Below are 25,211 nucleotides of genomic sequence, written 5' to 3'. Positions count from 1 at the left end.
GTCCGCGACGGCTACATGTCGGAGCGCGAGAAGGCGTTCCCCATGTCACAACTCGACTCGTAGAGCACGTGCGCGAGGAGGTCGTTGGTCTCCGCCTCGAGCATGTGCGCGGCCTCGTCGTTGGCCCCGGCCAAGGTCTCGGGCGCATCGGCATAGGCAAGGCCGGCCTCGGCCACATGGGCGTCGGTGCGGTTCAGGATGGCATGGCCCTGCGAACCCACCCGCTGCTGGTAGCGCTCGACGTGTGCCTCGCAGTCATGGAAGTGGGGGCTCGCGAGCGCCGCGATGATGCGGTTGGCCCAGTAGTGGCTGGTCGTGGTGGGCGTGGGAGGTGTGACGGCGAGGTAGGCCGGCGCGCGGTCGACGTTGGCATAGAGAGGGACGAGGGCGTTGAAGACGTTGCAGCCATAGGCGACCCACTGCACGGAACGGCAGGCGTCAGGCGCGTCGGGCCTGATCTGCGCGACGGAGAGCTGCCCGTTACGGTTGATCCCGATGGGCCTGAGCAGGTGGCGGGTCACCTCGTCGCCGCCGCGGCCGAAGGGGTCGTACGGCGTGCCCTGGTAATGGAGGGCAAGGGTGTAGCGCACGTCCTCGATGGTGACCTTGCGCTCGGGCACGCGGCACCACGGGATGTCATCGGAGTCAGGGTCGAGGCCCTGGTCAGGCACGTCCCACGGCTCGGCATGGGGGTTCAGGAAGCGCTGCATCGCCCAGGCGCGCGGCGTGTTGTAGACATGGTCGGCATCCGAGGCCGAGCCGAAGGCGGCGCGGGCGTCGAGGATGCGGTGACCGTCGACGCGCGGGTCGCCCAGCCCGAGGTCGAGGTGGTTCTTCTCGACGAACTCGACGAGGTCGGGCGAGCAGAGGTGGTCGGTCGCCTCGCCCAGGGCGTCCGTGAGGTCGAACGAGTCGATGCCAAGCTGGTTGGGGGCCGTGACGTAGCAGTCGTCGGGTACCCGGCGCGCGATCCAGTGGTGACCGCCCACGGTCTCGAGCCACCAGACCTCGTCGACGTCCGAGAAGGCGATGCCGTTGGACTCGTAGGTGCCGTACTCCTCGAGCAGGGCGCCCAGCCTGGCCACGCCCTCGCGGGCGCTGTGGATGTAGGGCAGCACCACGGTGAGCAGGTCCTCCTCGCCGAGGCCACCGGCGCGCTCGGGCTGGGAGGAGTCCTCGCCCGGGGTCCCTGTGGCGCAGGTGAGCTCCACCAGGGGGTCGGCCCCCAGGACGCGCTCGTTGGTGGTCAGGGTCTCGGTCGCGCTCATCGAGACGTCGCAGGTGTTGATGCCCGCCTCGCCCCAGACGCCACGTGCGGTCGAGGCGTCGGGGAGCGACGTGTAGCGCATGGGGTCTGACGGCAGGTCGAGCTCGAGGTGCGAGAGGACCGAGCGGTAGTGGCGCGGCTGGTCGGCAGGCTCGATGACGCGGAGGCACTTGGGGTTGAACTGGCCAGCCTCCGAGTCCTCGTTGCGAGCGACGATCGTGGACCCGTCATAGCTGGCGCGCTTTCCTACGAGCAGCGTTGTGCAGGGCATGGGCTCACCTTTCACGATGGCATGGTTACGACTGATGCAGCCGAGCATAGCACGCACATGTGACAGGACGGGGTCGACGGGAGCGACGGCAGACGGACGAGAGATGGCCTAGGCGCCTGCCACGAGCCTGAGCTTCTGCGCGCGGGAGAGACCCTTGACCTCGAGCTCGCGCCTGAGTGCGGTCGACTTGTCCGTGCAGGGCTCACGGTAGACGACCTCGCAGGGGCCATGGCTGCGCGTGTACTTGGCTCCGCGGCCCGAGTTGTGGGCGGCGAGGCGCCGCTCCACGTCGGTGGCGATGCCGGTGTAGAGGCTGCCGTCCGCGCACCTGAGGACATAGAGCCACCACGGCGCCGGGATGACGTCGCGCACGAAGACGAGGGTGCCCGCGTCCGAGCGGCCCTCGTCGAGCGCATAGCCCCGCTCCGAGAAGGACGTCAGGTCGCCCACGTCGGCCACCCGCTGCTCGGCACACCATCGCACGAAGGTGCCGCGCGCCGCCTTGGCCTCGGTCGCACGCTGGACCAGGTGTCCGTCTGCCTCGCGCACGTCGCCGAACAGGCACGTCAGCACCGGTATGCCCGCCTCCCTGGCCCAGGGGACGACGGCGCGCGCATACTCCTTGGACGCGATGTTCACCAAGGTGGGCATCGCCACCTCGTGCGCCATGACGTCGAGAGGGACCGGCCCCCAGAAGCCGTAGAGGTCCTTGGTTGGGCCTGGCGTGGGACATCCGTGTGCAGGGGCCGGCATGGCCAGCCTGGCCCCCATCTCGAGCCGATAGGGCCTGATGCCGTCGAGGGGCCGCAGCACCCCATAGAGCCCCGAGAGGATGCGCAGGTGTCCCTGGAGCCAGTCGAGCTCCGCCTCGTCCATGACGCCGGCAGCGAGATGCTGGTATTGGATGCCCTCGAAGGAGAGCGCGGCCGGCACGAGCCCGGCAGTCGCGCCGGTGACGTCCAGCGCCTCGAGCCGGTCGAGGTTCTCGTGGGCCAAGGCGTCCGAGACGTGCCAGAGCCGCTGCAGCTCGTCGGCATCGAGCGCGCGTAGGGCACCTACCAGCCGCTCGGCGTCCGCGACGCAGGCTGGCACGGAGCGTGGCGCGAGCGTGTCAGGCTCGGCCATGCGCTTGGCGGGCGATATGAGCAGGCAGAGCGACATCAGGACCCCCCCTTGGGGTCGATGATACCCGAGGGCCCCGGGATGCCGTGCGACGGATGGGTCCGGGCCGCGCCTACAGGCCCTCCAGGACGGCCGCGACAGCCGCGGCAGCCTCGTCCTCGTCAGCCCCCTCGACGCCCACATGGAGGACGTCCCCACAGCTCGCGTCAAGGGCGAGAAGCGCCATGGGGTCCGTGCCGAGGGCCTCATGGGAGCCGCCCTCGACCGATACGGCGACGACGGACGACCAGCGGGCGCACTCCTGCGCGAGACGGACGACCGGCTGGGCATGGAAGCCCAGCCGGTCGTCGATGTGATGTGTGAGCTCGCGCATGCTACTTCCTGGTCACCTTGATGGCGGGAGACCCGGCCTCGACCTCGCCGGACGCCAGTGCCTCGACCGAGGCGAACTCCGGCGTGTTCGAGACCACGCAGATCACGACCTCGTCATGGCCGGCCGCCTTGATCTTGTCGACGTCGAAGCTCACGAGCGGTGACCCCGCCGCGACGACGTCGTCCTTCTCGACGAACCGCTTGAAGCCCTCGCCCTTCATGTCGACGGTGTCGACTCCGATATGGATCAGCACCTCGATGCCGTCTGCCGTGGTGAGGCCCACCGCATGGTTGGTCGCCGTGGTGGCCGTGACGGTACCGGCCACCGGGGCGTAGCAGATGCCATCGCTCGGCCAGATGCCGAGGCCTTGCCCCAGGACCCCACCCGCGAAGACGGGGTCGGGCACGTCGGCGAGGGCGATCGCGCGCCCCGGGACCGGGGCGGCCACCTCGTCGGTGCCGACGTGCGTCGTGATGGGGTCAGGTACGCTCTCCTTCTTGAACCTGTCGAACAGACCCATTGCAGTCCCCTTTCCTCACAGGAGCGGCGCCGAGGCGCTACTCCAGGCCTTCCTCGCCATTCGACCTGATGATCCTCTGGTACGCGTAGAACGAGTCCTTGCGGCTGCGCTCGTAGCTCCCCGTACCGTCGTCGTGCTTGTCGACATAGATGAAACCGTAGCGCTTGCGCATCTCGCCGGTGCCGGCAGACACCAGGTCGATCGGTCCCCACCAGGTATAGCCGATGAGGTCGACGCCATCGGCGATGGCCTCCCCCATCGCGCGCACATGCTTCTTGAGGTAGTCGATGCGGTACTGGTCATGGACGGAGCCGTCGGCCTCGACCACGTCCTTGGCACCCATGCCGTTCTCCACCACCATGAGCGGGATCTGATAGCGGTCGTAGATCTCGTTGAGGGCATACCGGAGACCTGCCGGGTCGATCTGCCAGCCCCAATCGGTCTTCTCGAGGTAGGGGTTCTCGCCGCCGAAGGTCATGTTGCCGGCAGTCTCGGCGAAGTCGTCATGCGTGCCGGTGGTGGTGCTCATGTAGTACGAGAAGGTGTAGAAGTCGACCTTGCCGGCCGCGATGTCATCGAGGTCGCCGGGCTCCATGGCCAGGTGCACGTCATTCTCGGCAAAGAGCCGCGCGGCATAGGAGGGGTACGCGCCTCGCACCTGGACGTCCGAGCAGAACCAGTTGGCGGTGCGCATCTGGGCCTGGTTGGCGAGGACGTCGGCCGGGTCGCACGTGGCCGGGTACGACAGGATGAAGCAGTCCATGTTGCCCATCTTGAGCTCGGGGTAGTGGTCATGGGCGTAGCGCACCACGCGGCCGCTTGCCACGAACTGGTGATGGAGCGCCTGGAACCGCTGCTGGGCCGTGGTACGGATGTCACTCGCCGGGCCCTCGAAGCCCTGGATGATGCCCGTCTCCATCATGGCGCCCATGTCCATGACGCCGCAGTTGATCTCGTTGAAGGTGAGCCAGTGGGTGACCTTGTCGTGATAGCGGTCGAGCACGACCTGGCAGTAGCGCTCGAAGAAGCCGATGAGGTCGCGCGAGGACCAGCCGTCGTACTCATCCACCAGGTGGTAGGGCATCTCGTAGTGCGAGAGGGTCACCAGAGGCTCGATGCCCAGCTCATGACAGCGGTCGAAGACCCTGTCGTAGAAGGCAAGCCCGGCCTCGTTAGGCTCCGCGTCATCCCCGTTGGGGAAGATGCGGCTCCACGAGATGGACATGCGGAACATGTTGAAGCCCATCTCGGCGAACAGGCCGAGGTCCTCATGGTAGTGATGGTAGAAGTCGATGCCATCATGGTTGGGATAGAGCACGTCGGGGCGGATGTCGCGCGTGATCTCGCGAGGGCGCTCGAAGCTGCCACCCGTGAAGTGATCGTCCACGGAAGGCCCGCGTCCGTCGACGTCCCAGGCTCCCTCGAACTGGTTGGCGGCGGTGGCGCCTCCCCAATAGAACCCCTTGGGAAACGTGCTGTCCATATGGTCCTCCTTGTTGAAGTGCGCTGTTGTGTCTGGTGCCTCTTGGCCACGGTCACGGTCGGATGGCACATCGCGGATGGCATGTGCCCCGTCGCATGGCCCGCTGCACCTTCGTGGCGCGGCGCGCGGGGGTAGGCTTCCCGCACGTCGCGCCCGGAAGGGGCGGCAGGCACGCTACGCGGCCTGGAGCTCCTCTTCCTTTGCCTTCTCGATGACCTTGGGATCGTCCTTGTAGGTGATCCAGGTCAGAACGAAGGTGATGGAGAGGGCGACGGCGGCACCGATGAGTGCGGCGATGACGGGCTGGATGCCCACGCCGCCCTCGCTGGGGTCGATCATCACGGGGAGGGTGAAGAAGCTCATGCCACCCATGGAGAACTGACGGCCGCCCAGCATGATGTCGACGGCACCGCCGATGGCGGAACCGATGCAGCTCATGATGAACGGGGTCTTCTTGGGCAGCGTGACACCGTAGATGGAAGGCTCGGTCACACCGAAGAGACCGGTGATGAACGCGGGCAGGCAGACCTCCTTGAGGTGCTTGTCCTTGGTGCGCAGCATCACGGCGAGCACGGCGAAGATCTGGGCGAACGAGCAGACCCACGAGGCTGCGAGGATCGTGTCATAGCCGAGGTTGGTGAAGTTGAGCATGGCGATAGGCACGAGCGCCCAGTGGAATCCGAAGATGACGAAGACCTGCCAGAACGCACCCACGCAGGCACCCATGAGTGCGGGACCGATGGTGGGAATGCTGATGATGGCCTGGAAGAAGGCCGAGATGAGCGAGCAGGCAAGCGAGGCGACCGGGCCGATGACGAGATAGGTCACGACGACGGTGACGAAGAGCGTGACGAGCGGGAGCAGGAACAGGCGCACGGCGTCGGGGCAGTGGGGCTTGAACCAATGCTCGACCTTAGCCGCGAACCACACGGCCAGGATGACTGGCACGACGGAGCTCGTGTAGCCCGAGGCCGGCATGATCACGGGGATGCCGAAGAAGGTGGTGTAATAGTCCATCTCGAAGATGGTGCCCGCGAAGAGGCTTCCCAAGGCGTTGCCCGAGGACGTCAGGGCGACCATCGTGGGATAGACGAGGGCGATGCCGATGCCCATGCCGACGAACTCGGAGCACTTGAACTTCTTTGCGGCGGTGTAGCCGAGAACGATAGGAAGGAAGTAGAAGAAGCCGTCGCCCATGGCGTACATGATCATGTAGGCGCCGTCGGTGGTGGAGAGCCAGCCCATGAAGGTGCAGAGGGCGCAGATGCCCTTGAGGATGCCTGCGGCAGAGAGCATGCCGAGCGTGGGGGCAATGATGCCGGAGATGATGTCGATCAGCTTCGCAGCGATGCCCTTCTTCTCGCCGGAGCCGCCGTCGTCATCGACAGGGTTGCCGTCGACGTCGACGGTGCCTCCCGGGGTGATGTGACCCACCGCGAGGACGGCGTCATAGATGTTGTCCACGGCCTGGCCCACGACGACCTGGTACTGGCCGTTGGTGACCATGACCTTGATGACGCCTTGCGTCTGCTCGAGGATGTCGGTGTTGGCCTTGCTCTCGTCCTTGAGCTTGAAGCGAAGACGGGTGATGCAGTGGGCGACGGAGATGATGTTCTCCTTGCCGCCGACGTTCTGGATGATGGTGCGCGCGAGCGCATCGTACTTTCCAGCCATCGTTTCCTCCCTTGGTGAGGTGCTTCTTCTGTGGTGAGGTGCATGAGGTCGTGCTATCTGGTGCGTCCCGGCGCCTGGGACGCGCAAGACCAGGTACTAGGGCTGCGGCGACGAGGCAGCAGCCAGGCGGTTGACGTGCATCATGAGGTAGAGCAGCTCCTCGTCGGAGCAATGCCAGCCATGCTCGGCCTCGAGGTGCTTCTCGATGGCATAGGCACAGCGGTAGGCAACAGGGAAGTCCTTGGCGGCCTGCGTGAAGAGCGACCTGTTCTTGGTCTGCATGGGCTCGTCGTTCATGAGGCGCCCCAGCAGGTAGCGCAGGTGCGCCACGAAGCGGACGTAGGCGTAGGAGGAGCGGTCGAGCTCGAGGCCGAGCTCGTGCTCGAGGATGGTCGTGACCTTCTCGATGATGCGGGCGCTCTCCATCACGAGGTGCATGTCCCCGGTGCTGCCCTCGTCTGCCTCGGCGTTCACGATATGCAGGGCGATCGAGCAGGCCTCGCTCTTGGGAAGCTCCACGCCGGTGCGGCTCTTGAAGATGCCCAGGGCCTTGGTACCCAGCTCGGTCTCGCGGGGGTAGACGTAGGCGACCTCGCACGAGAGCGGGTTATCGATCTGGATGTCCTGCGTGGTGCGCTCGGTGGCGAACTGGAGGTGGTCGGCAAGCGTGAAGACGATGTTGCCGTTGAGCTTGCCGAGCTCCATCCGTGCCAGGTCCACGATGTCGGAGGAGGCCAGGAGGACGTCATCGCGGACGCCTTGGACCGCAGAGGCCACGGACTCGTCGACGTCAAAGAAGGTCCGCTCGACACGTGTCTCGTCATCGAGGTCATAGGGCACGGCCGGGAAGCCGATGCCCTTGCCGAAGACGATGACGTCCTCGCCCGACGCATCCTGCGCGAGCGCCACGTTGTTGTTGATCTTCTTGACGATGCGCATGAAAAAACCTCCGAGACCCAGCGCAGCAGACGACGAGAACCGACGACCTGCGCAAGTGGTGCCTCCGAGGAGTAACAGCCTTGCAACGCATTGCATGTTAGCCGAACCCCTCGAGGGACATGACCAGAAAACCGTAGACTACCGCTCACCGAGAAGAACCGACCGCTGGTACCAATCAATTTCAGATGCTCGTCAGGCTCCCGAAGAAGCGCACGTCTCCGATGCTTCACACGTACCCACGACGAGTCGGCTAGAATCAGGGCAGCACATCGCCCGAGAGAGGACCTCATTGATGGACGAGAACATCCCCACGAACCCCCAGGGCCAGCCTACCGCTGGCCAGCCCGACTCCCCTGACGCCCAGGAGGAGGTCATCGAGACCGCCAGCGCCACCACCGACTCCGAGCACAACAGGAGCGGCTATGCCGCCTACGTCATCGTGGTCGCCGTCATCGCCGCCTGCCTGCTGCTCGCCTCGGGCATCTCGAGCTGCGTCTCGGCGGTCTTCGGCGCGATGCTCGGCAGCGAGTACGGCAGCAGCTCGAGCAACGACTATGGCGACGGCTATGGCTATGGCTATGGATCTGAGTCCGAACCGGACACCGGCTCGCTCGAGGACCTTCTCGGCGGTGACTCGAGCACAGGCCAGGGTGCCGACGTGACCAAGGAGTCCCTCACGCAGGAGAACGCGCTCTACTACGACCTCTACCTCTATACCTATGACATCTCGAGCGAGGTCGCGGCCACCGACTACTCCGGCGCCACCTCCAACGTGTCGACCTACGTGAGGTCGCTCGTCTCGGTCGACGACGAGGCTGACACCGCCGTCGCGAGCCACCTCAACGCCGCGGCGAAGGCCGGCGACGACACCGACACCGTGAACAGCGAGCTGGCATCGGCCGCACAGGTCGCCGAGCAGGCCACCGCCGACCTCAAGGCCATCCAGGTCCCGAGCAACGTCTCCGGCTCATACGCGAGTGCCATCACGACCAGCCTCACGGACGCGCAAGAGAAGGCCGTCGACCGCTGGGCCACCATCTCGAGCATCATCGCCATGACGCAGTCCCCTGACGGCAAGACCGTCGGAGACCTCTACACCGCCGACGAGCAGACGAACACCGACGCCACCGCATCCGGCGAGGCGCTCGTCGAGGCCCTGTCCCTCTCGGCACAGAAATAGGCGGCATCAATAACGCCTCGATCAGATGGGAAGCGCCATGAGCAAGGCTGACGACCTGTTCTGCGACATGTGCCATGACATCATCGACCATGGCACCACCACCGAGGGCCAGAAGGTCCGCCCCCATTGGGAGGACGGCACCCCTGCCTACACCATCAAGCGGTTCGGCGTCACCAACCGCTACGACCTTCGCGAGGAGTTCCCTGCGCTCACACTACGTCGCACGGCCCTCAAGAGCTGCATGGACGAGATCCTCTGGATCTACCAGCGGAAGTCCAACGACGTGCATGACCTCAACAGCCACATCTGGGACGAGTGGGCCGACGAGACCGGAAGCATCGGCAAGGCCTACGGCTACCAGATCGCCCAGCGCTCGCACTATCCCGAGGGCGACTTCGACCAGATGGACCGTGTGCTCTATGACCTCGAGCACACGCCCTACTCGCGCCGCATCATGACCAACATGTACACCTTCGCGGACCTCCACGAGATGCACCTCTACCCCTGCGCCTACAGCGTGACGTACAACGTCACCCAGGACCCAGGACAGGACCGCCCGACGCTCAACATGCTCCTCATGCAGCGAAGCCAGGACGTGCTCGCGGCCAACAACTGGAACGTCTGCCAGTACGCCATCCTGCTCATGATGGTGGCCCAGGTGGAGGGCATGATCGCCGGCGAGCTCCTCCACGTGATATCGGACGCCCACATCTACGACCGCCACGTCGACATCGTGCGCGAGCTCATCTCCCGCCCGCACCTCCCGGCACCCACGGTACGCCTCGATCCTGACGTGCACGACTTCTACGACTTCACGACGGACGACCTCATCGTGGAGGACTACCAGCACGGGCCGCAGGTGAAGGGCATCCCCATCGCGGTATAGCCCGATGTTGGCACGACATCCCTCCCACCGATTTGCCGAGCTGGGCCTGCGAGCGTATAAAGGGATGCGTCAGACGGAACCTCGAGGGGATTGATTACGTGTCGCAACACATGAACGCCGTCGTCGCCACCTGCGATGACTGGGGAATCGGCCACAAGGGCCAGCTGCTCGTGGCGAACCACGACGACATGCGCCACTTCGTGAGCCTCACCACTGGCGGGACCTGCATCATGGGCAGGAAGACCCAGGAGGGGCTTCCCGGCGCGCGTCCCCTCAAGAACCGCCGCAACATCGTGCTCACCCGTGACGAGGCCACGCCTCGCGAGGGATTCGAGCTGGCGCATGGCGTCCGCGACGCACTCAGGATGACGGCACAGGACGAGGACGTGTGGGTCATCGGCGGCGAGGCCGTCTACCGCACCTTCCTCCCCTACTGCGAGCGCGTCTTCGTCACGCGCAACCGCTGCACCCGCCCAGCCGACGCCTTCTTCCCTGACCTCACCAAGATCCCCGGCTGGGAGCTCGAGGAGACGCATCCAGGAGGGGTCACGGACGAAGGGGTGCCCTTCTCGTTCGAGACCTACCTCAGGATCATCGACTAGCTCGCATCGCCGGAGATCGACGAGATGCTCGACCCTCCCAGGAGCACGCCTTCGAGCGCAGACTGGTCGGAGACGTTCCACGTGCCGTCAGACCCCCGCGTGAGGGTGACTGTCGCATCGCTGGTCTTGAGGGGTGCGTCGTCAGCGTTCAGACGGTCCATCAGCTTCTGGAGGCACACCTTCATGAAACCGCTCTGCCCACCGTTGGTGTAGACCTGGGCGCCCTCGTCGGAGCTGGCGTAGGCCGTGACCTCCTCGTTCCAGGCCGTGGCCACCGAGTCGAAGTCGACGTTGGTGGACGTGAGCGTCACGGTGGCCGTGTCGCCGTCGACGGTGACACCATCGTCCGTGTAGGAGAAGTGCTTGAGCAGGGCATGGTAGAGGTCAGAGGCCGAGACCCCATAGCCCTGGAGCTCGCTCACCAGGTCATCGCCGAGCATGTCCTCGATCGTGGCCTCGTCCGCAGTCCCGAGGGCATCGAGAGAGGCATCGACCTGCGAGGAGATGTCCGCCTCCTCGTCCTTCTGCGAACGGCATCCCGTGGTCGCAAGCACGGGGACAAGCGCCAGGACGGCGACGAGCAGGATGGCAAGGATGCGGGTATGTGTCGCGACATGCGACCTCATGGGTCTCTCCCTCGGTAGATGGTACGAGCGGACGTCCGTCCCAGTATACAGGCCTTACAGAGAAGGACGGACCCGCCCCCGGAGGGACGGGTCCGCAGAGCAGACGCGTGCGCCTGGCCTACTGGTAGTCGGCCACGTCGATCCACCGCATGAGGAACTCCTCGTTGACCTTGCGGTGACGGGCGAGCTCGGAGGCAGCGACGATGGAGAGCCACTGGTGCACGAGCTGGCGAGGCGTGTCGGACTTGGTGCAGTACATGTCGAGGTAGGCCTTGGCCTTGTCCTCGTCGTCAATCGCGAGCAGCAGGTAGGACATGGCCGCATCGGCGCTGGCGTTGCCCTGGGTGGCATGCGCCCAGTCGCAGACGTAGAGCTTGCCGTCGTCACCCACGATGACGTTGGTGGGGTTGTAGTCGCCATGGCAGACCTTGTCGTGGGCCTTCATGCCGTCGAGGCGCATCTGCAGCTCGTAGCGCGTGGAGGCATCGATGCTGTCGAGACCCTCGATCATGCGGGCGTACTTGTCCTTCTGGCGGGGCAGCAGCGGGCTCTTGTGGGCATGGATGCTCAGCTGGAGGTCGACGAACTCCTCGAGGTGTGCCTCGAAGCCGTCGGTCTCCATCTTGGAGGCCAGCGTGCAGCCCGGGACCTTCTCGGTCGCGAGGGCCCAGCCCTCAGGTGCCTTCGAGACCTCGAGGATCTTGGGCGTAGCGATGCCGGACTCCTCGACGCGCGCGAAGTTGAGCGCCTCGTTGAACACGTCAGAGGCAGGCTTGGTGTCGTTGAAGACCTTGATGATGCGGTCGCCGTCGTCGTAGACCACCTTGTTGCCGCGGCGTGCCAGCTCCACCTTCTTGTCGGAGATGATCATGTTCACTCCCTTGGTATCGTATGCCGGGGGCGCAGGCGCGCCCCCGGCGACTATGCGGCAGACGGACTACTCGTCCTCGTAGCTCCTGGGCTCGCGACCATAGTAGGCGTCGAGGTAGAGCTCCTTCATCTCGCTGATGAGCGGGTAGCGGGGGTTCGCGCCGGTGCACTGGTCGTTGAAGGCCTGCTCGGTCATGTCATCGAGCGTGTCGAGGAAGTCCTTCTCGTCGATGCCGAAGTCCTTGATGGTCTTGGGGATGCCGACATGCTCGTTGAGCTCGTCGATCTTGGCCAGGAACTTCTCGAAGACCTCGTTGTCGTCCTTGCCAGTGACGCCGCAGGCACGCGCGGCCTCTGCATAGCGGGCCTTGGCATGGGGATAGCCGTACTGCGAGAAGGTGCCCATCTTGGTGGGACGGTCGGCCGCGTTGTAGCGCATGACGCGGGTGAGGATGATGGCGTTGGCGACACCGTGGGGAATGTGGTGGAAGGCGCCGAGCTTGTGGGCCAGCGAGTGGTTGAGGCCGAGGAACGCGTTGGCGAAGGCCATGCCGGCCAGGCAGCTCGCGTCGGCCATGCCCTCGCGGGCCTTGGGGTCATGCGCGCCGTTGTCATAGGCCGAGGGCAGGTTGGCGAAGACCAGCTGCATGGCCTTGATGGCGATGGCGTCGGTGAAGTCGGATGCCATGATCGAGACATAGGCCTCGAGGGCGTGCGTGAGGACGTCCACGCCGGAAGCGGCGGTGAGGCCCTTGGGCTGGGTCATCATGTTGTCGACGTCGACGATGGCCATGTTCGGCATGAGGGCGTAGTCGGTGATGGGCCACTTGGTGCCCGTGTCGGCATCGGTGATGATGGCGAACGGCGTGCACTCGGAGCCGGTGCCCGAGGAGGTCGGGATGGCGATGAAGTAGGCCTTCTCGCCCATCTTGGGGAACGTGTAGACGCGCTTGCGGATGTCCATGAAGTCCATGGCCATGTCCTCGAACTTGCACTCGGGGTGCTCGTACATCATCCACATGATCTTGCCGCAGTCCATGGCGGAGCCGCCACCGAGGGCGATGATGCAGTCGGGCTCGAAGGCGCGCATCTGCTCCTCGCCGCGACGGGCGCACTGCAGCGTGGGGTCAGGGGCGACGTCCCAGAAGCAGGAGTGGACGATGCCCATCTCGTCGAGCTTGTCCTCGATGGACTTGGAGAAGCCAGACTTGTAGAGGAACTGGTCCGTCACGATGAAGCAGCGCTTCTTGCCCATGACCGAACCGAGCTCGTCGAGGGCAACGGGCATGCAGCCCTTCTTGAAGTACACCTTATCGGGGGTACGGAACCAGAGCATGTTCTCCCGCCTCTCAGCCACGGACTTGTAGTTCAGCAGGTTCTGCGGACCGACGTTGCCGGAGACGGAGTTGCCGCCCCAGCTGCCGCAGCCCAGCGTGAGCGCGGGGGCGAGCTTGAAGTTGTAGAGGTCGCCGATGCCGCCCTGCGAGGAGGGGGTGTTGATGAGGATACGGCACGTCTTCATGCGCTCGGCGTGCTCGGCCATCTTCTCGGTCTCGTTGACGTCGATGTAGAGCGAGGACGTGTGGCCGTAGCCGCCGTCTGCCACGAGGCGCTCGGCCTTGGCGAGGGCGTCCTCGAAGTCCTTGGCCTTGTACATGGCCAGGACGGGGCTGAGCTTCTCGTGCGCGAACTCCTCGGAGGGATCGACGCTCGTGACCTCGCCGATCAGAATCTTGGTCTTCACGGGGACGTCGACGCCGGCCATCTTGGCGATGGTGTAGGCGGACTGGCCCACGATCTTGGCGTTGACCGAGCCGTTGATGATGATGGTCTTCCGGACCTTGTCGAGCTCGTCGCCCTTGAGGAAGTAGCAGCCACGGGCTGCGAACTCCGCGCGTGCGGCCTTGTAGGTCTTGTCGCCCACGATGGTCACGGACTGCTCGGACGCGCAGATCATGCCGTTGTCGAAGGTCTTGGAGTGGATGATCGAGTTGACGGCCAGGCGGACGTCAGCCGTGTCATCGATGATGGCAGGCGTGTTGCCAGGGCCGACACCCAGGGCAGGCTTGCCCGAGGAGTAGGCGGCGTTGACCATGCCGGGGCCACCGGTGGCCAGGATGATATCGGCATCGTGCATGAGGCCGGCCGTCAGGTCGAGCGTGGGTGACGGGACCCAGTCGATGATGCCCTTGGGGCAGCCAGCCGCCTCGGCGGCCTCGCGCACGACGTTGGCCGCAGCGATGGTCGATGCCTTGGCACGGGGGTGCGGGCTGATGATGATGGCGTTCCTGGTCTTGAGGCACATGAGACACTTGAAGATGGCCGTGGAGGTCGGGTTGGTGGTGGGGATGACCGCCGCCACGACGCCCATGGGCTCGGCGATGACCTTGTAGCCGTACGCCTTGTCCTCCTCGACGACGCCGCAGGTCTTCATGTTCTTGTACTTGTTGTAGAACTCCTCGGCGGCGTAGTGGTTCTTGATGACCTTGTCTTCCACCACACCCATGCCCGTCTCCTCGACGGCGAGCTTCGCCAGGGGGATGCGCTGCTTGTTGGCAGCCATGGCCGCCGCGAAGAAGATCTTGTCGACCTGCTCCTGTGTGAACGTCGCGAACTCCGCCTGGGCGCTGCGCATCTCCTGGATGCGCTTCTCCAGCGCGTCGACGTCGGTGATGACCGTACCCTCTGCCTCGGGCTTGGTCGCCTTCGTCTTTGTAGCCGCCTTCGCCATTCCAGCCTCCACTTCACTCGGTTGAACCGATTGGTCGAGCGTAACCTGACGAGCTATTTCCCACGCACGGGCATGACAAGGCCATGGGCGTGCGAGAAGAACCAGCGAGCAGGGAGGGACGCACCTGTGGCGCGAGCCTCTCGTTGCGTCCAATTCTAACCACATGGCAACAACTGTTTACTGTTGTCGCAACAATTTTCGCCTGTGAGAGCAGCTTCCTCGAAGATGTACATCCAGAAAGGGACAACTTTTGCTAAGTACTCTTTGCAACTACGGCGAGACCCAGGTATGGGGCCTGTCGCCCGGCGACGATCTACTGCGAAGTATGTGCGATCCGTGACTCGAGGGCCTCGATGAGGGCTTTTTGGCTGTCGCCGGCACAGTCGAGCATGGTCATGCCCGCATCTGGCGCAACGGCCAGCCGATAGAGCACGAGAGGCCCGAACCCATGGGCGAGCACCCTCGACGCCACCGGGAAGGAGGGGTCCGCCGGCAGTCCCGGGTAGGACACGGCCGCCACCGCCGGGTGACACGACAGGTAGCGCGCGACCACCGCCGCGACGTCCGAGCCGTCACGATGGCACCGGCATGAGCGCTCGAGATCGGTCTCCAAGAGGCGGAGCTGCGGAAGGTCATTGAGGTGCCACACGATGTCGCGCGAGACCTCCGCACGCAGCGCGTCCCGCGAGAGGCCGATGGCCACTCCCCCACCGTCAAGGGCGCAGACCGCCACGTCGGCCCCATGAGCGCAGGCCACGCAGCCCGAGAGGCCGACCGAAGAGACGTCGACCACCAGAGGCTCCCCCTTGGCGTGGGAGGCCTCGGAACGTGCGGGCAGGTCGGTGACGTCGACACGGGCGCCGTCCGGCGCCACACCGAGCACCGGTAGGAGCAGGGCAGCATCGAGGCCGGCGGCGCGCACGGCCTCGTCGACCCCGGACAGGTCCACGAGCCAGGCACGGCCCGCGCCCAGGAGGCGAGCGACGCCCGCAGCACAGGTGGCCTCGGGCGTCGTCGACGCGTCATTCATGTGAGACAGTCGCGCCATCGCTAGCAGCGACGCTCCGCGATCTCTGCGGTGAGCGAGGCCAGGAAGTCGTCGAGCGACGACTGGTGGGTCTCGTTGGAGCGGTCACGCACCGAGACGATGCCAGCCTCGGCTTCCTTCTCGCCGAGGATGAGCATATAAGGCACGCGGTCCACGCCACGTGCGTCGCGGATCTTGTAACCGATCTTCTCGTCACGCTCGTCGAGGACCACGCGCACCTTGGCAGCCTTGAGCCTGTCCGTGACCTCGCGGGCGTAGTCCATGGACTTGGCCGAGACGGGAAGGACCTTGACCTGGCAGGGAGCGAGCCAGGTGGGGAACTTGCCGGCGTAGTGCTCGATGAGGATGCCAAGGAAGCGCTCGACCGAGCCGAGCACCACGCGGTGGATCATGATGGGGCGCTGCTTGGAGCCGTCGGCCGCCGTGTAGGTGAGGTCGAAGTTCTGCGGCATCTGGAAGTCGAGCTGGATGGTGCCGCACTGCCAGGTACGTCCCAGGCAGTCCTCGAGGTGGAAGTCGATCTTGGGACCGTAGAAGGCGCCGTCTCCCTCGTTCACGACGTAGTCCATCCCAAGCTTGTCGAGGGCACCCTTGAGGCCCTCGGTCGCGGCCTCCCAGTCCTCGTCGGAGCCCATGGAGTCGTCAGGACGCGTGGAGAGCTCCACATGGTACGGGAAGCCGAACTTGTCATACACGCTCATGATGAGGTGAGCGACGTTGACGACCTCCTCGGCGATCTGGTCACGCGTGATGTAGAGGTGGGCATCGTCCTGCGTGAAGCAGCGGACGCGGAACAGGCCATGGAGGGCGCCACGCATCTCGTGACGGTGCACCAGGCCGCACTCGGCATAGCGCAACGGCAGGTCGTGGTAGCTCCTCGGCTCGCTCTTGTAGACCAGCACCGAGCCCGGGCAGTTCATGGGCTTGATGGCATAGTCCTCGTCATCGATCTTGGTGAAGTACATGTTGTCGTGATAGTGGTCCCAGTGGCCGCTCGTCTCCCAGAGCTCGCGGTTCAGGATGACCGGCGTCGAGATCTCGTCGTAGTCGGCGGCATGGTGCACCTCGCGCCAGTAGTCCATGAGGGCGTTGCGCACGAGCATGCCGTTGGGGAGGAAGAACGGGAATCCCGGGCCCTCGTCGGAGAACATGAACAGGCCCATCTCGCGACCGATCTTGCGATGGTCTCGCTTGGCCGCCTCCTCGAGGAGCGTCATGTGGGCCTCGAGGTCGGCCTTGTTGCGGAAGGCGATGCCGTTGATGCGGGTGAGCATCTTGTTGGCCTTGTCGCCCTTCCAGTAGGCGCCGGACTGGCCGGTGATCTTGAAGGCCTTGAGGCCCTTGGTGTAGGTGAGGTGGGGCCCGATGCACATGTCGATGTAGTCGCCCTGCTGGTAGAACGTGATTCGGGCATCCTCGGCCAGGTCGCCGATGTGCTCGACCTTGTACTTCTCGCCGCGCTCCTGCATGAGCTTGATGGCCTCGTCGCGTGGGAGCTCGAAGGTCGTGACCTTGAGGTTCTCCTTCGCGATCCTGTGCATCTCGTCCTCGATGCGAGCGAGGTCGTCATCGGTGAGCTTGGTGTCGCCGAGGTCGATGTCGTAGTAGAAGCCGTTGTCGGTGGCAGGGCCATAGCCGAAGTCGGCCTCGGGATAGAGACGCTTCACGGCCTGGGCCAGCACGTGGGCCGCCGTGTGGCGGATGACATGGACCTCCTCGTCCTCGGGGCAGTCCTTGACCGAGCCATCGTTGTAGAGAACCTTCATCGTTGCTTCCTCACTGCTCGTACGAGCCATCAGGGTTGGTCGTGACATGAGAACCGCTCGCCCGCCAGATGGCGTGCGAGCGGTCGTGCGCATCGCTGTCGCCCGCGACCGTGTGGCCACAGGCTCGCTGCGTGCGCCTAGAGGATCCTAGTTCGACAATACGGGCAGACCTTCCAGTCCGCGTTCAAGGGGCGATGGCACGTGGGGCATACGTTGCGCACCTGGGTGTTGCACACCGGGCACACCACGAAGTCCTTGTCGATGGGGGTGCCGCACTTGGGGCAGATGCCGTAGTGCGAGAGCTGGTGCTCACGGAGGGCGATGTCGAGGTCCTGCTCCTCGCGGTCCACGAGGTAGGAGCTGGGACGCAGGATGACGTAGGCCAGGAGGCCGACGATCGGCACCACCGAGATGATGCCCCAGAGCCACCAGGGCTCGGCACCCCTGCGCTGGGCGTCGCGGATGACATAGACGATGGAGAGGACGTAGAGCATGACCACGCAGGCGAGCATGAGGTAGAGCACCATACGGACCTCGGGCGTGATGAGTTGGTCGAGAAGATCTGACATACGGGGTGGCTCTCCTTTTGGTCGACCATAGATGCCGGACAGCCATACGTGCACAACGGCAGTCCTGAGCGATTGTAGCAAAACATGGGGTAGGCACCATACCTGAGATAGGGCTGGGCGCAAATCACCATAGTAGGCCGGAGTCGAGGGTGGACGGCGAGCTGCTGGCAGGTCACTTTGGGCAGGCAACGCGAGCGGACACGCACGTTGCCTGGCGATAGTGACCTGAGAGGTCTGCTGCGGGCCCCTCGCGGGTCACTTCGGGCAGGCAACGCGAGCAAGCATGCACGTTGCCTGGCGATAGTGACCCCGGGGATCAGGGTACCGCCCATCGACCGCTCCCCCAAACCCCGGGGCCTCGGCGCTGGGCTCGCCTATCATGGGAGTTGCGTTGCCCCGACGAGAGGAGCCCACGTGACCGACCATAGCGGCACCTCCATGACCGAGCGCCTCTTCAAGGTCGAGGCTCGTGGTTCCTCCGTGGCCACCGAGGCCATGGGCGGACTCACCACCTTCCTCACCATGGTCTACATCGTCACGATCAACCCGACCATGCTCGCCTCGGCTGGGATGCCCTTCTCGGCAGCATTGACCGCGACTTGCCTCGGTGCCGCCCTCATGACCCTTGCCATGGGCCTCATAGCCAACCGACCCCTCGCACTCGCGTCGGGACTCAGCACCAGCACCGTGCTGGTATATGGAATCTGCCTGGGGCAGGGCGTCGACTGGCGTGTGGGCATGGCCTGCGTCATGCTCGAGGGGCTGCTCATCCTGGTGCTGGTCGCCTTCGGCGTGCGCGAGGCGATACTCAAGGCCATCCCCGTGGACCTGCGCCGCGCCATCAGCATCGGACTCGGGCTCCTCCTTGCCTTCATCGGTCTCAAGGGCGGCGGCATCGTGGTCGCGAGCGAGTCGACCTTCGTGACCATGGGAGACCTCGCCGAGCCGACCGCCCTCGTGGCGCTCGTCTCGCTGGCACTGGCCGTGGTGCTCCATGCGCGCCACGTGCGCGGCGACTTCATCATCTCGATACTCGTGGCGACGCTCATCGGCATCCCCCTCGGCGTGACCAAGCTGCCCAGTGAGTGGACCTTCTCGCTGGACCTGAGCGCGTTCGCGGCACCGTTCCAGGTCACGCCCCAAGGAACCATGGCCATCCTGCAGGTTTTTGCCCAACCCATGCTGCTGCTCTTCGTGCTCAGCATGCTCATCAGCGACTTCTTCGACACCATGGGAGTCGTGCTCGCCGTAGGGCAGAGGGGCGACTTCGTCGACGAGAAGGGCGACGTGCTCGACCTCAGGACCCTGCTCACGGTGGACTCCGTCGCCGCGGCCGTGGGCGGCTTCATCGGCGCCTCGTCCGTGACCTCCTATGTGGAGTCGGCCTCGGGCGCCGCGGCCGGTGCGCGGACGGGTCTCTCGAACGTCTTCGTGGCAGCGCTCTTCCTTGCCTGCGCGTTCTTCTCGCCCGTGGTGGGAATGGTGCCCGAGGCAGCGACCTGCGGGGCCCTGGTCGTGGTCGGCTTCCTGGTGATGTGCGACGTCTCCAAGATCGCCTGGGGCGATATGACGGTCGCCTTCCCGTCGTTCCTCACCATCGTCGCGATCCCACTCACCTACTCGATCCCCGACGGCATCGCCCTGGGGTTCATCTCGTACTGCCTGATCATGACCTGCGTCGGCCGGGTACGCGAGGTCGGACCGCTCATGTGGGTCACCTCGGCGGTGTTCCTCGCGACCTTCGTGCTCACGTTCGCGCTGTCGTAGGGGCAGGTCTGGGGAGGGTCGCGGGTCGGATTCGTCGTGCAACGCGGCAGCCAGCATGCGTTGCCTGCGGTTTTCGACCATGGGAGCCAGCCTCGGCCTAGAGCTCTCCCCCAGCACCGACCGCAGGTCCCCCGTCGTGGCCGAACCTCAGCCCGCAGTCGTTGCACTGCCAGGCGGCGTCACCGTTGCAGCGGCAGATCTCGCCCAGCACGACCTCGCCGGCGGCAAGCCGCCTCCCCAGGTCGTCTCCCCAGCTCGTAGGCTCATAGACGACCTGTGCCACATCGGTCGATCCGCACCGCGGGCAGCATGGCCTCTCGTCTGCATCAGACATGGGCACCTCGCAGGCATCCCGCGACGGCGCCAGCGAGGGTGATGGATCCCACGGCCACATAGGACTGCCCGGAAAGGGAGGCCACGGCCTCGGGGGCGTCTGCCCATAGGTGCTCGGGCTCCACGCCCTCGGCGCGGAAGAGGTCCGCCAGCTCGTCGGGAGCGATGGCCCTTGGCGAGTCCGTGCGGCATACCGACACACGGGGAAACTCGTGCGCGAGGAGGTGCACGATGCCCGCGACGTCCTTGTCGGCGAGGACCGCACAGAGCAGCTGCGGCCGGGCGGCAGCATCGGGCTCGATCGCGGCAAGGCTAGCCAGGAAGGTCTGGATGGACTGCGGGTTATGCGCCGCATCCACCATGACGAGCGGCTCGCCTGCGGCGGAGCGCACGTCGAAGCGCCCCGGCGTGGGACACGCGGCCACGCTCCTGGCGAGCGCCCCCGCATCGAGCGCACGCCCGAGGAAGGCCTCCGCGAGCGCCACCGCGCAGGCCACGTTTGCCGCCTGGTAAGAAGGCTTCACGCAGGCGAGCTGCGCATAGGTCCTTCTCGGCGTGGTGACGTCGAGGACGAGCGAATCACCCAGCGAGGAGGGCGCGTGCGTGATGGCATAGCTTGCATGTGGCAGGTCCGCGTGGGACCGCGGCACACCAGGATGGAGCTCGCCGGCCGCGTCTGCCAGGTTCTCGGGACGCAGCAGGCAGGGTGTCACGCACTCGCGCGCGCATTGGTCCAGGAACACGTCCTCCACGCTGTCGGGCGTCGCGGTACCCACGCCCAGCACGCACGAGCGGCCGCGCTTGATGATGGCGGCCTTCTCGCCCGCGATCTTCTCGAGCGTGTCACCCAGGATGCGCATGTGGTCGAGCCCGACGCCCGTCACGGCCACGGCCTCGGGCGCTGTGGCGCTCGTGGCATCCCATCGGCCGCCCATACCGCACTCGAGCACGGCGGCATCCACGCCAGCCATGGCAAAGACGACCATGGCACCCACGGTGAGCAGGTCGAACTCCGTTATGTCATAGGGTCGCTCGCCTGCCTCGACGCGGCACGCGTTCACGCGCTCCCCTGCCGCCGAGGCGGCCGCGATGCCCGCCGCGAAGGACTCGCGCGAGACGGGGCGTCCGGCCACCTCCATGCGCTCGGTGTAGTCCACGAGCTCGGGCGAGGTATAGAGCGCACAACGCATCCCCTCGCCACCTAGGACCGCCGCCGCATAGCGCGCCGTGGAGGTCTTGCCGTTGGTGCCGGCCACCTGCACGATGCGGAAGCATGCGTCGGGATGGCCCAGCTCGGCCAGCATGTCCTCGACGCTCTCGAGCATCGGGCAGATGCCGAAGCGGAGCGCCGAGTGCAGGCACTCGAGCGACTCCTCGTACGTCATCGCACCGACCTCGAACGGGACCTCATACCTCAAGCTGGCCACTCCCCTAGTCGTAACGCTCGTCGAACACGCGCTTGGTCTTCTTCTCGCTTCGAGGCAGCACGCCGAGCTCGACCACCTTCACGAGCGGGGTGAAGCCGATGCGGTTGCGCGTCTCCTCGGCGACGGCCTCGGCCACGTCCGAGAAGTCCTGCGTGCCGTCGGTCTCCACGTAGATGCGCATGGTGTCCCGGCCCTCGAGGTGCGAGAGACGGATCTGGTACTCGCTCGACAGCTGCGGGAACAGCGCCAGGATCTCCTCGACCTGGCGGGGGAAGACGTTGACGCCGTGAATCTTGAACATGTCGTCGGAACGCCCCTTGATGGTGTCGATGCGAGGGTAGGGCGAGCCACAGGGGCACGCGCCCGGCACGATGCGCGACAGGTCGTGCGTACGGAAGCGGATGAGGGGCGCCCCCTCCTTCACGAGGGTTGTGATGCAGATCTCTCCCCACTCGCCGTCCGGTACGTCCTCGCCTGTCTCGGGGTCGACGATCTCGAGGTAGACGTAGTCGTCCCAGATGTGCATGCCCTGGTTGTACTGACAGCTGATGCCGATGCCGGGGCCATAGACCTCGGTGAGGCCGTAGATGTCGAACAGGTCGATCCCCAGGCCGTCGATGATGCGCTCGCGGATCTTGGCACCCCAGCGCTCGGAGCCGATGACGCCGTGCCTGAGAGCGATCTTGTCGCGGATTCCCAGCTCGTTCACCTTCTCGGCCAGGAGGAGCGCATAGCTCGACGTGGCACAGATCACCGTGGACTGCATGTCGACCATGAACTGCAGTTGCTTCTCGGTGTTGCCGGGACCCATGGGGATGGCCATGGCGCCGAGCTTCTCTGCACCGGCCTGGAAGCCGATACCCGCCGTCCAGAGACCGTAGCCGGGGGTTATCTGGATGCGGTCCCTGTCGTTGATGCCCGCCATCTCGTAGCAGCGCGCGAACTGGATGGCCCAGTCGTCGACATCCTTGGCGGTGTAGGGCACGATCACGGGCGTACCCGTGGTGCCCGAGCTCGAGTGGATGCGGACGATCTTCTCCTCGGGGACGGCGGCAAGGCCCAGCGGGTAGGCGTCGCGCAGGTCCTGCTTCTGCGAGAAGGGCAGGCGGCAGAAGTCCTCGACGGAGTCGCAGCCGGTAACGCCCGCCTCCTTGAGCCTGGTGCCGTAGAAGTTGTTGGAGGCGCGAAGCCGCTCGATCTGTCGGTTGACGAGCTCGAGCTGTGAGTCGGAGATCTGCACGATGGTGACCTTTCTGCAGGGTTCCTAGGCGGTATGGGCGAGCGCACGGATGTTGAGGTCGAGGTACTTGGGAGGCACGAGCTCGCGCACGGCCCGCTCGACGGCCGCCGGCGTGAGGCCCAGGGCGCCCGAATGGGCGGCAGCCCCGAGCAGGACCACGTTCAGGCACTTCGCCGAGCCGAGCGACGCCGCGGCCGCCGCGGCATCCACGACGACGAGGTGCTCCACATGAGCCTTCAGGTAGCCGAGAAGCGCCTCCAGGTCATAGGCGGGGCCTCCGGTGGAGGCGGAGACCGGCACGATCGGCCGGTCGCTCACCACGACGGTGCCGCCGGACTTGAGATACGGAAGCTGCCGCACGGCCTCGGCAGGCTCGAAGGCGATGATGAGGTCGGCGCGTCCCGGGCCCACAAGCGACGTGGGCGCCCCCTCGCCGATGCGCACGTGCGAGAAGACCGAGCCGCCGCGCTGTGCCATGCCGATGGTCTCGGCCGTCTTGACGGGCATGCCTTCGTCCATGGCAGCCGTGGCCATGAGCTTGGATGCCAGGACCGTACCCTGGCCTCCGACACCGCAGAGAATCACGTCGGTGCTCATATGCGCTCCCCTCCGCTGATGGCATGGACCGGGCAGACCTGCTCGCAGAGCGTGCAGCCGGTGCACTGGGTCGCGTCGATGGCGACCTTGCCGTCCGGTTGCGGCACGAGCGCCGGACAGCCCAGCTGGCTCACGCAGCGCTTGCAGCCGATGCACTTCTCAGGGTCGACCGTGCTCTTGGCCTTTGGCTTGGCAAGCATCACGCACGGACTCTTGAAGATGATGGCCTTCACGCCAGGTTCGGCCGCAACCCGCCTGACCGTCTCGACCGCAAGGTCGTGGTCGAGCGGGTTCACCGTCTCCACGCAGGTGAGGCCGATGCCACGCAGGACCGCCTCGATGGAGACCTTCTGGACGACCTCGCCCATCATGGTCTTGCCGGTGCCGGGATGAGGCTGGTGGCCCGTCATGGCGGTGGTCGAGTTGTCAAGAACCACGAGCGTCATGTCGGCCTGGTTGTAGAAGGCGTTGACCACGCCGGTGATGCCGCTCGCAAAGAAGGTGGAGTCACCTACGAAGGCGAACGCCTTGGTGTCGGGCTCCACACGGGTGACACCTTGGGCGATGTTCACGCCGGCACCCATGCACAGGCACGTGTCGCACATGTCGAGGGGGTGGGCGTTGCCCAAGGTGTAGCAGCCGATGTCACCGCAGTAGATGGTCTTGGCACCCGCCATGGCGCACTTGACGGCATAGAAGCTCGCACGGTGCGGGCAGCCGGCGCAGAGCACGGGGGGCCGCACGGGAAGCTGGGGCGCATCGTCCGGAAGCGTCGGCGAGGCACCAGCCAGCGAGGCATCCCCCAGGAAGCCTGCGAGCGCCTTGCCGACGGACGCGACGCTGTTCTCGCCCGAGGGTTGGATGTCTCCCGTGAGCTTGCCACGGATGCGCACGTCCAGATGGTGCCGGCCGCAGGCCGCGATGAGACCTCGCTCGATCACCGGATCGAGCTCCTCCACGCAGAGCACCTCGTCGAGCCCGTCAAGGAACTCGAGCGCGCGCCTCTCGGGGAACGGGAAGGGCGTGGCGACTCGCAGGATGCGCGGGGACGTGGCCGCCCCGTCGAGCGCCTCATGGACGTAGCCATAGCTCACGCCCTGCGTGGCGATGCCGATGCGCGAGGTGGGGTCGCTTGCCGGCTCGATGAGGTTGGCCGGGTCACTCGAGAGCTCGTCTGCCAGGTTGGCGTTCCTCGCCTCGATGGCGGCATGGTTCCTGACGGAGAGTCGCGGGAAGATGACCCAGCGGGAGGGGTCCTTCACGAAGCCCTCAGGGGAGCACGCCTTCCACTCAGCCTCATCTGCCACCTCGATGGACTCATATCCATGGTCGACACGCGTGGTCGGCCGAAGGATCACCGGCGAGCCCAGCCGCTCCGAGAGCTCGAAGGCCTCCTGCATCATGTGATAGGCCTCGTCGACGCCGGAGGGGTCGAGCACGGGAATCTTGGAGTAGGCCGCGAAGGTGCGCGTGTCCTGCTCGGTCTGCGACGAGATGGGACCGGGATCGTCGGCCACAAGCACGACCATGCCGCCCTTGACGCCTATGTACTCCAGACTCATGAGCGGATCGGAGGCGACGTTGAGCCCCACCTGCTTCATGGTCACGAGCGAGCGGGCACCGGCGTAGGCTGCCCCTGCCGCGACCTCGAGGCCCGACTTCTCGTTGACCGACCACTCCACGTAGACGTCATCGCGCCGACGCTTGGCAATGGTCTCGAGCACCTCGGTGGAGGGCGTACCGGGGTATCCCGCCACGACCCTCACCCCCGCCGCCAGGGCTCCCAAGGCCATGGCCTCGTTGCCCATGAGAAACTCGGTATGCATGGCTCCCCTCCCGCTCACGCGCCCCCTCGGCCAGGGACAGTTGAGTCGATGGTAGCAGCACCGACACGCCTGCGGGGTCGCATGTTACAAACCG

General features: G+C 65.6%; 22 protein-coding genes. 4 read left to right on the top strand and 18 right to left on the bottom strand.

The genetic code is table 11. The features are described 5' to 3' along the window. Positions 1–11 precede the first annotated feature (11 nt). The 7 genes from LKE50_06110 to LKE50_06080 form a co-directional block, all read right to left on the bottom strand. Positions 12–1,538 carry a C69 family dipeptidase gene (locus LKE50_06110; protein MCH3968174.1) on the bottom strand — a complete coding sequence of 509 codons (1,527 nt, stop codon included), beginning with the start codon at positions 1,536–1,538 and terminating at the stop codon, positions 12–14. Between the two features lie 108 nt (positions 1,539–1,646). Next, positions 1,647–2,699 (bottom strand): peroxide stress protein YaaA, encoded by a 1,053-nt coding sequence (yaaA, locus tag LKE50_06105; GenBank protein MCH3968173.1) that lies wholly within the window; start codon positions 2,697–2,699, stop codon positions 1,647–1,649. Positions 2,700–2,772: 73 nt separating this feature from the next. After that, positions 2,773–3,033, bottom strand: a complete 261-nt coding sequence (locus LKE50_06100; GenBank protein ID MCH3968172.1) for an HPr family phosphocarrier protein — start codon at positions 3,031–3,033, stop codon at positions 2,773–2,775. A 1-nt stretch (position 3,034) separates the two neighbouring features. Continuing rightward, positions 3,035–3,553 carry a glucose PTS transporter subunit IIA gene (locus tag LKE50_06095; protein ID MCH3968171.1) on the bottom strand — a complete coding sequence of 173 codons (519 nt, stop codon included), beginning with the start codon at positions 3,551–3,553 and terminating at the stop codon, positions 3,035–3,037. A gap of 37 nt (positions 3,554–3,590) precedes the next feature. After that, positions 3,591–5,036: a glycoside hydrolase family 1 protein gene (locus LKE50_06090; GenBank protein MCH3968170.1), complete on the bottom strand. Its 1,446-nt coding sequence runs from the start codon at positions 5,034–5,036 to the stop codon at positions 3,591–3,593. 174 nt (positions 5,037–5,210) lie between these two features. Then, positions 5,211–6,710: a PTS transporter subunit EIIC gene (locus tag LKE50_06085; protein MCH3968169.1), complete on the bottom strand. Its 1,500-nt coding sequence runs from the start codon at positions 6,708–6,710 to the stop codon at positions 5,211–5,213. Between the two features lie 96 nt (positions 6,711–6,806). Continuing rightward, positions 6,807–7,649, bottom strand: a complete 843-nt coding sequence (locus LKE50_06080; protein MCH3968168.1) for a PRD domain-containing protein — start codon at positions 7,647–7,649, stop codon at positions 6,807–6,809. Between the two features lie 292 nt (positions 7,650–7,941). On the opposite strand from LKE50_06080, the gene LKE50_06075 reads away from it, so the two are divergent. The 3 genes from LKE50_06075 (at position 7,942) to LKE50_06065 (ending at position 10,317) form a co-directional block, all read left to right on the top strand. Then, entirely contained in the window at positions 7,942–8,829 is an 888-nt protein-coding gene (locus LKE50_06075) for a hypothetical protein (protein ID MCH3968167.1), read from the top strand. Positions 8,830–8,866: 37 nt separating this feature from the next. Continuing rightward, on the top strand, positions 8,867–9,715 hold the full coding sequence (gene thyA, locus LKE50_06070) for a thymidylate synthase (protein ID MCH3968166.1): 849 nt from the start codon (positions 8,867–8,869) through the stop codon (positions 9,713–9,715). Between the two features lie 98 nt (positions 9,716–9,813). Continuing rightward, positions 9,814–10,317: a dihydrofolate reductase gene (locus LKE50_06065; GenBank protein MCH3968165.1), complete on the top strand. Its 504-nt coding sequence runs from the start codon at positions 9,814–9,816 to the stop codon at positions 10,315–10,317. Here the strand turns inward: LKE50_06065 and LKE50_06060 are convergent. The 6 genes from LKE50_06060 to LKE50_06035 all read right to left on the bottom strand — a co-directional run bounded on the left by LKE50_06060 (position 10,314) and on the right by LKE50_06035 (position 17,927). Continuing rightward, positions 10,314–10,943 (bottom strand): hypothetical protein, encoded by a 630-nt coding sequence (locus LKE50_06060; GenBank protein ID MCH3968164.1) that lies wholly within the window; start codon positions 10,941–10,943, stop codon positions 10,314–10,316. The two genes, LKE50_06065 and LKE50_06060, sit on opposite strands and share 4 nt — an antisense overlap. Positions 10,944–11,061: 118 nt before the next feature. Further along, positions 11,062–11,814 carry an aminoglycoside phosphotransferase family protein gene (locus LKE50_06055; GenBank protein ID MCH3968163.1) on the bottom strand — a complete coding sequence of 251 codons (753 nt, stop codon included), beginning with the start codon at positions 11,812–11,814 and terminating at the stop codon, positions 11,062–11,064. A 66-nt stretch (positions 11,815–11,880) separates the two neighbouring features. After that, on the bottom strand, positions 11,881–14,544 hold the full coding sequence (gene adhE, locus LKE50_06050; GenBank protein ID MCH3968162.1) for a bifunctional acetaldehyde-CoA/alcohol dehydrogenase: 2,664 nt from the start codon (positions 14,542–14,544) through the stop codon (positions 11,881–11,883). 313 nt (positions 14,545–14,857) lie between these two features. Beyond that, positions 14,858–15,574, bottom strand: a complete 717-nt coding sequence (locus LKE50_06045) for a PLP-dependent transferase (protein MCH3968161.1) — start codon at positions 15,572–15,574, stop codon at positions 14,858–14,860. Between the two features lie 20 nt (positions 15,575–15,594). Next, on the bottom strand, positions 15,595–17,358 hold the full coding sequence (gene thrS, locus LKE50_06040; GenBank protein ID MCH3968160.1) for a threonine--tRNA ligase: 1,764 nt from the start codon (positions 17,356–17,358) through the stop codon (positions 15,595–15,597). 137 nt (positions 17,359–17,495) lie between these two features. Then, on the bottom strand, positions 17,496–17,927 hold the full coding sequence (locus tag LKE50_06035; protein ID MCH3968159.1) for a zinc ribbon domain-containing protein: 432 nt from the start codon (positions 17,925–17,927) through the stop codon (positions 17,496–17,498). 414 nt (positions 17,928–18,341) lie between these two features. On the opposite strand from LKE50_06035, the gene LKE50_06030 reads away from it, so the two are divergent. After that, positions 18,342–19,694 carry an NCS2 family permease gene (locus LKE50_06030; GenBank protein ID MCH3968158.1) on the top strand — a complete coding sequence of 451 codons (1,353 nt, stop codon included), beginning with the start codon at positions 18,342–18,344 and terminating at the stop codon, positions 19,692–19,694. Between the two features lie 97 nt (positions 19,695–19,791). Here the strand turns inward: LKE50_06030 and LKE50_06025 are convergent, their stop codons facing one another. Genes LKE50_06025 through iorA form a run of 5 tightly spaced genes read right to left on the bottom strand, consistent with a single transcriptional unit; the run spans position 19,792 to position 25,117 of the window. Next, positions 19,792–20,028, bottom strand: a complete 237-nt coding sequence (locus LKE50_06025; GenBank protein ID MCH3968157.1) for a hypothetical protein — start codon at positions 20,026–20,028, stop codon at positions 19,792–19,794. Beyond that, entirely contained in the window at positions 20,021–21,445 is a 1,425-nt protein-coding gene (locus LKE50_06020; protein ID MCH3968156.1) for a bifunctional folylpolyglutamate synthase/dihydrofolate synthase, read from the bottom strand. Before LKE50_06020 ends, LKE50_06025 begins: the two co-directional genes overlap by 8 nt. Positions 21,446–21,458: 13 nt before the next feature. Continuing rightward, a complete protein-coding gene (locus LKE50_06015; GenBank protein ID MCH3968155.1) occupies positions 21,459–22,694 on the bottom strand; it encodes a phenylacetate--CoA ligase in 1,236 nt (411 codons plus the stop codon). A gap of 24 nt (positions 22,695–22,718) precedes the next feature. Continuing rightward, entirely contained in the window at positions 22,719–23,291 is a 573-nt protein-coding gene (locus LKE50_06010; protein ID MCH3968154.1) for an indolepyruvate oxidoreductase subunit beta, read from the bottom strand. After that, positions 23,288–25,117, bottom strand: a complete 1,830-nt coding sequence (gene iorA, locus LKE50_06005; GenBank protein MCH3968153.1) for an indolepyruvate ferredoxin oxidoreductase subunit alpha — start codon at positions 25,115–25,117, stop codon at positions 23,288–23,290. The genes LKE50_06010 and iorA overlap by 4 nt, the downstream gene beginning before the upstream one ends. Between the last annotated feature and the right edge of the window lie 94 nt (positions 25,118–25,211).

The sequence above is a fragment of the Atopobiaceae bacterium genome (assembly GCA_022483015.1).
Classification (GTDB): Bacteria; Actinomycetota; Coriobacteriia; order Coriobacteriales; family Atopobiaceae; genus JALCUE01.
This window is presented reverse-complemented; position numbering and strand designations above follow the sequence as displayed.

Excerpts from the sequence above, each read along its gene's own strand:
- LKE50_06110 (MCH3968174.1), bottom strand. The coding sequence starts at position 1,538 with ATGCCCTGCACAACGCTGCTCGTAGGAAAGCGCGCCAGCTATGACGGG.
- yaaA (MCH3968173.1), bottom strand. The coding sequence starts at position 2,699 with ATGTCGCTCTGCCTGCTCATATCGCCCGCCAAGCGCATGGCCGAGCCT.
- LKE50_06100 (MCH3968172.1), bottom strand. The coding sequence starts at position 3,033 with ATGCGCGAGCTCACACATCACATCGACGACCGGCTGGGCTTCCATGCC.
- LKE50_06095 (MCH3968171.1), bottom strand. The coding sequence starts at position 3,553 with ATGGGTCTGTTCGACAGGTTCAAGAAGGAGAGCGTACCTGACCCCATC.
- LKE50_06090 (MCH3968170.1), bottom strand. The coding sequence starts at position 5,036 with ATGGACAGCACGTTTCCCAAGGGGTTCTATTGGGGAGGCGCCACCGCC.
- LKE50_06085 (MCH3968169.1), bottom strand. The coding sequence starts at position 6,710 with ATGGCTGGAAAGTACGATGCGCTCGCGCGCACCATCATCCAGAACGTC.
- LKE50_06080 (MCH3968168.1), bottom strand. The coding sequence starts at position 7,649 with ATGCGCATCGTCAAGAAGATCAACAACAACGTGGCGCTCGCGCAGGAT.
- LKE50_06075 (MCH3968167.1), top strand. The coding sequence starts at position 7,942 with ATGGACGAGAACATCCCCACGAACCCCCAGGGCCAGCCTACCGCTGGC.
- thyA (MCH3968166.1), top strand. The coding sequence starts at position 8,867 with ATGAGCAAGGCTGACGACCTGTTCTGCGACATGTGCCATGACATCATC.
- LKE50_06060 (MCH3968164.1), bottom strand. The coding sequence starts at position 10,943 with ATGAGGTCGCATGTCGCGACACATACCCGCATCCTTGCCATCCTGCTC.
- LKE50_06055 (MCH3968163.1), bottom strand. The coding sequence starts at position 11,814 with ATGATCATCTCCGACAAGAAGGTGGAGCTGGCACGCCGCGGCAACAAG.
- adhE (MCH3968162.1), bottom strand. The coding sequence starts at position 14,544 with ATGGCGAAGGCGGCTACAAAGACGAAGGCGACCAAGCCCGAGGCAGAG.
- LKE50_06045 (MCH3968161.1), bottom strand. The coding sequence starts at position 15,574 with ATGAATGACGCGTCGACGACGCCCGAGGCCACCTGTGCTGCGGGCGTC.
- thrS (MCH3968160.1), bottom strand. The coding sequence starts at position 17,358 with ATGAAGGTTCTCTACAACGATGGCTCGGTCAAGGACTGCCCCGAGGAC.
- LKE50_06035 (MCH3968159.1), bottom strand. The coding sequence starts at position 17,927 with ATGTCAGATCTTCTCGACCAACTCATCACGCCCGAGGTCCGTATGGTG.
- LKE50_06025 (MCH3968157.1), bottom strand. The coding sequence starts at position 20,028 with ATGTCTGATGCAGACGAGAGGCCATGCTGCCCGCGGTGCGGATCGACC.
- LKE50_06010 (MCH3968154.1), bottom strand. The coding sequence starts at position 23,291 with ATGAGCACCGACGTGATTCTCTGCGGTGTCGGAGGCCAGGGTACGGTC.
- iorA (MCH3968153.1), bottom strand. The coding sequence starts at position 25,117 with ATGCATACCGAGTTTCTCATGGGCAACGAGGCCATGGCCTTGGGAGCC.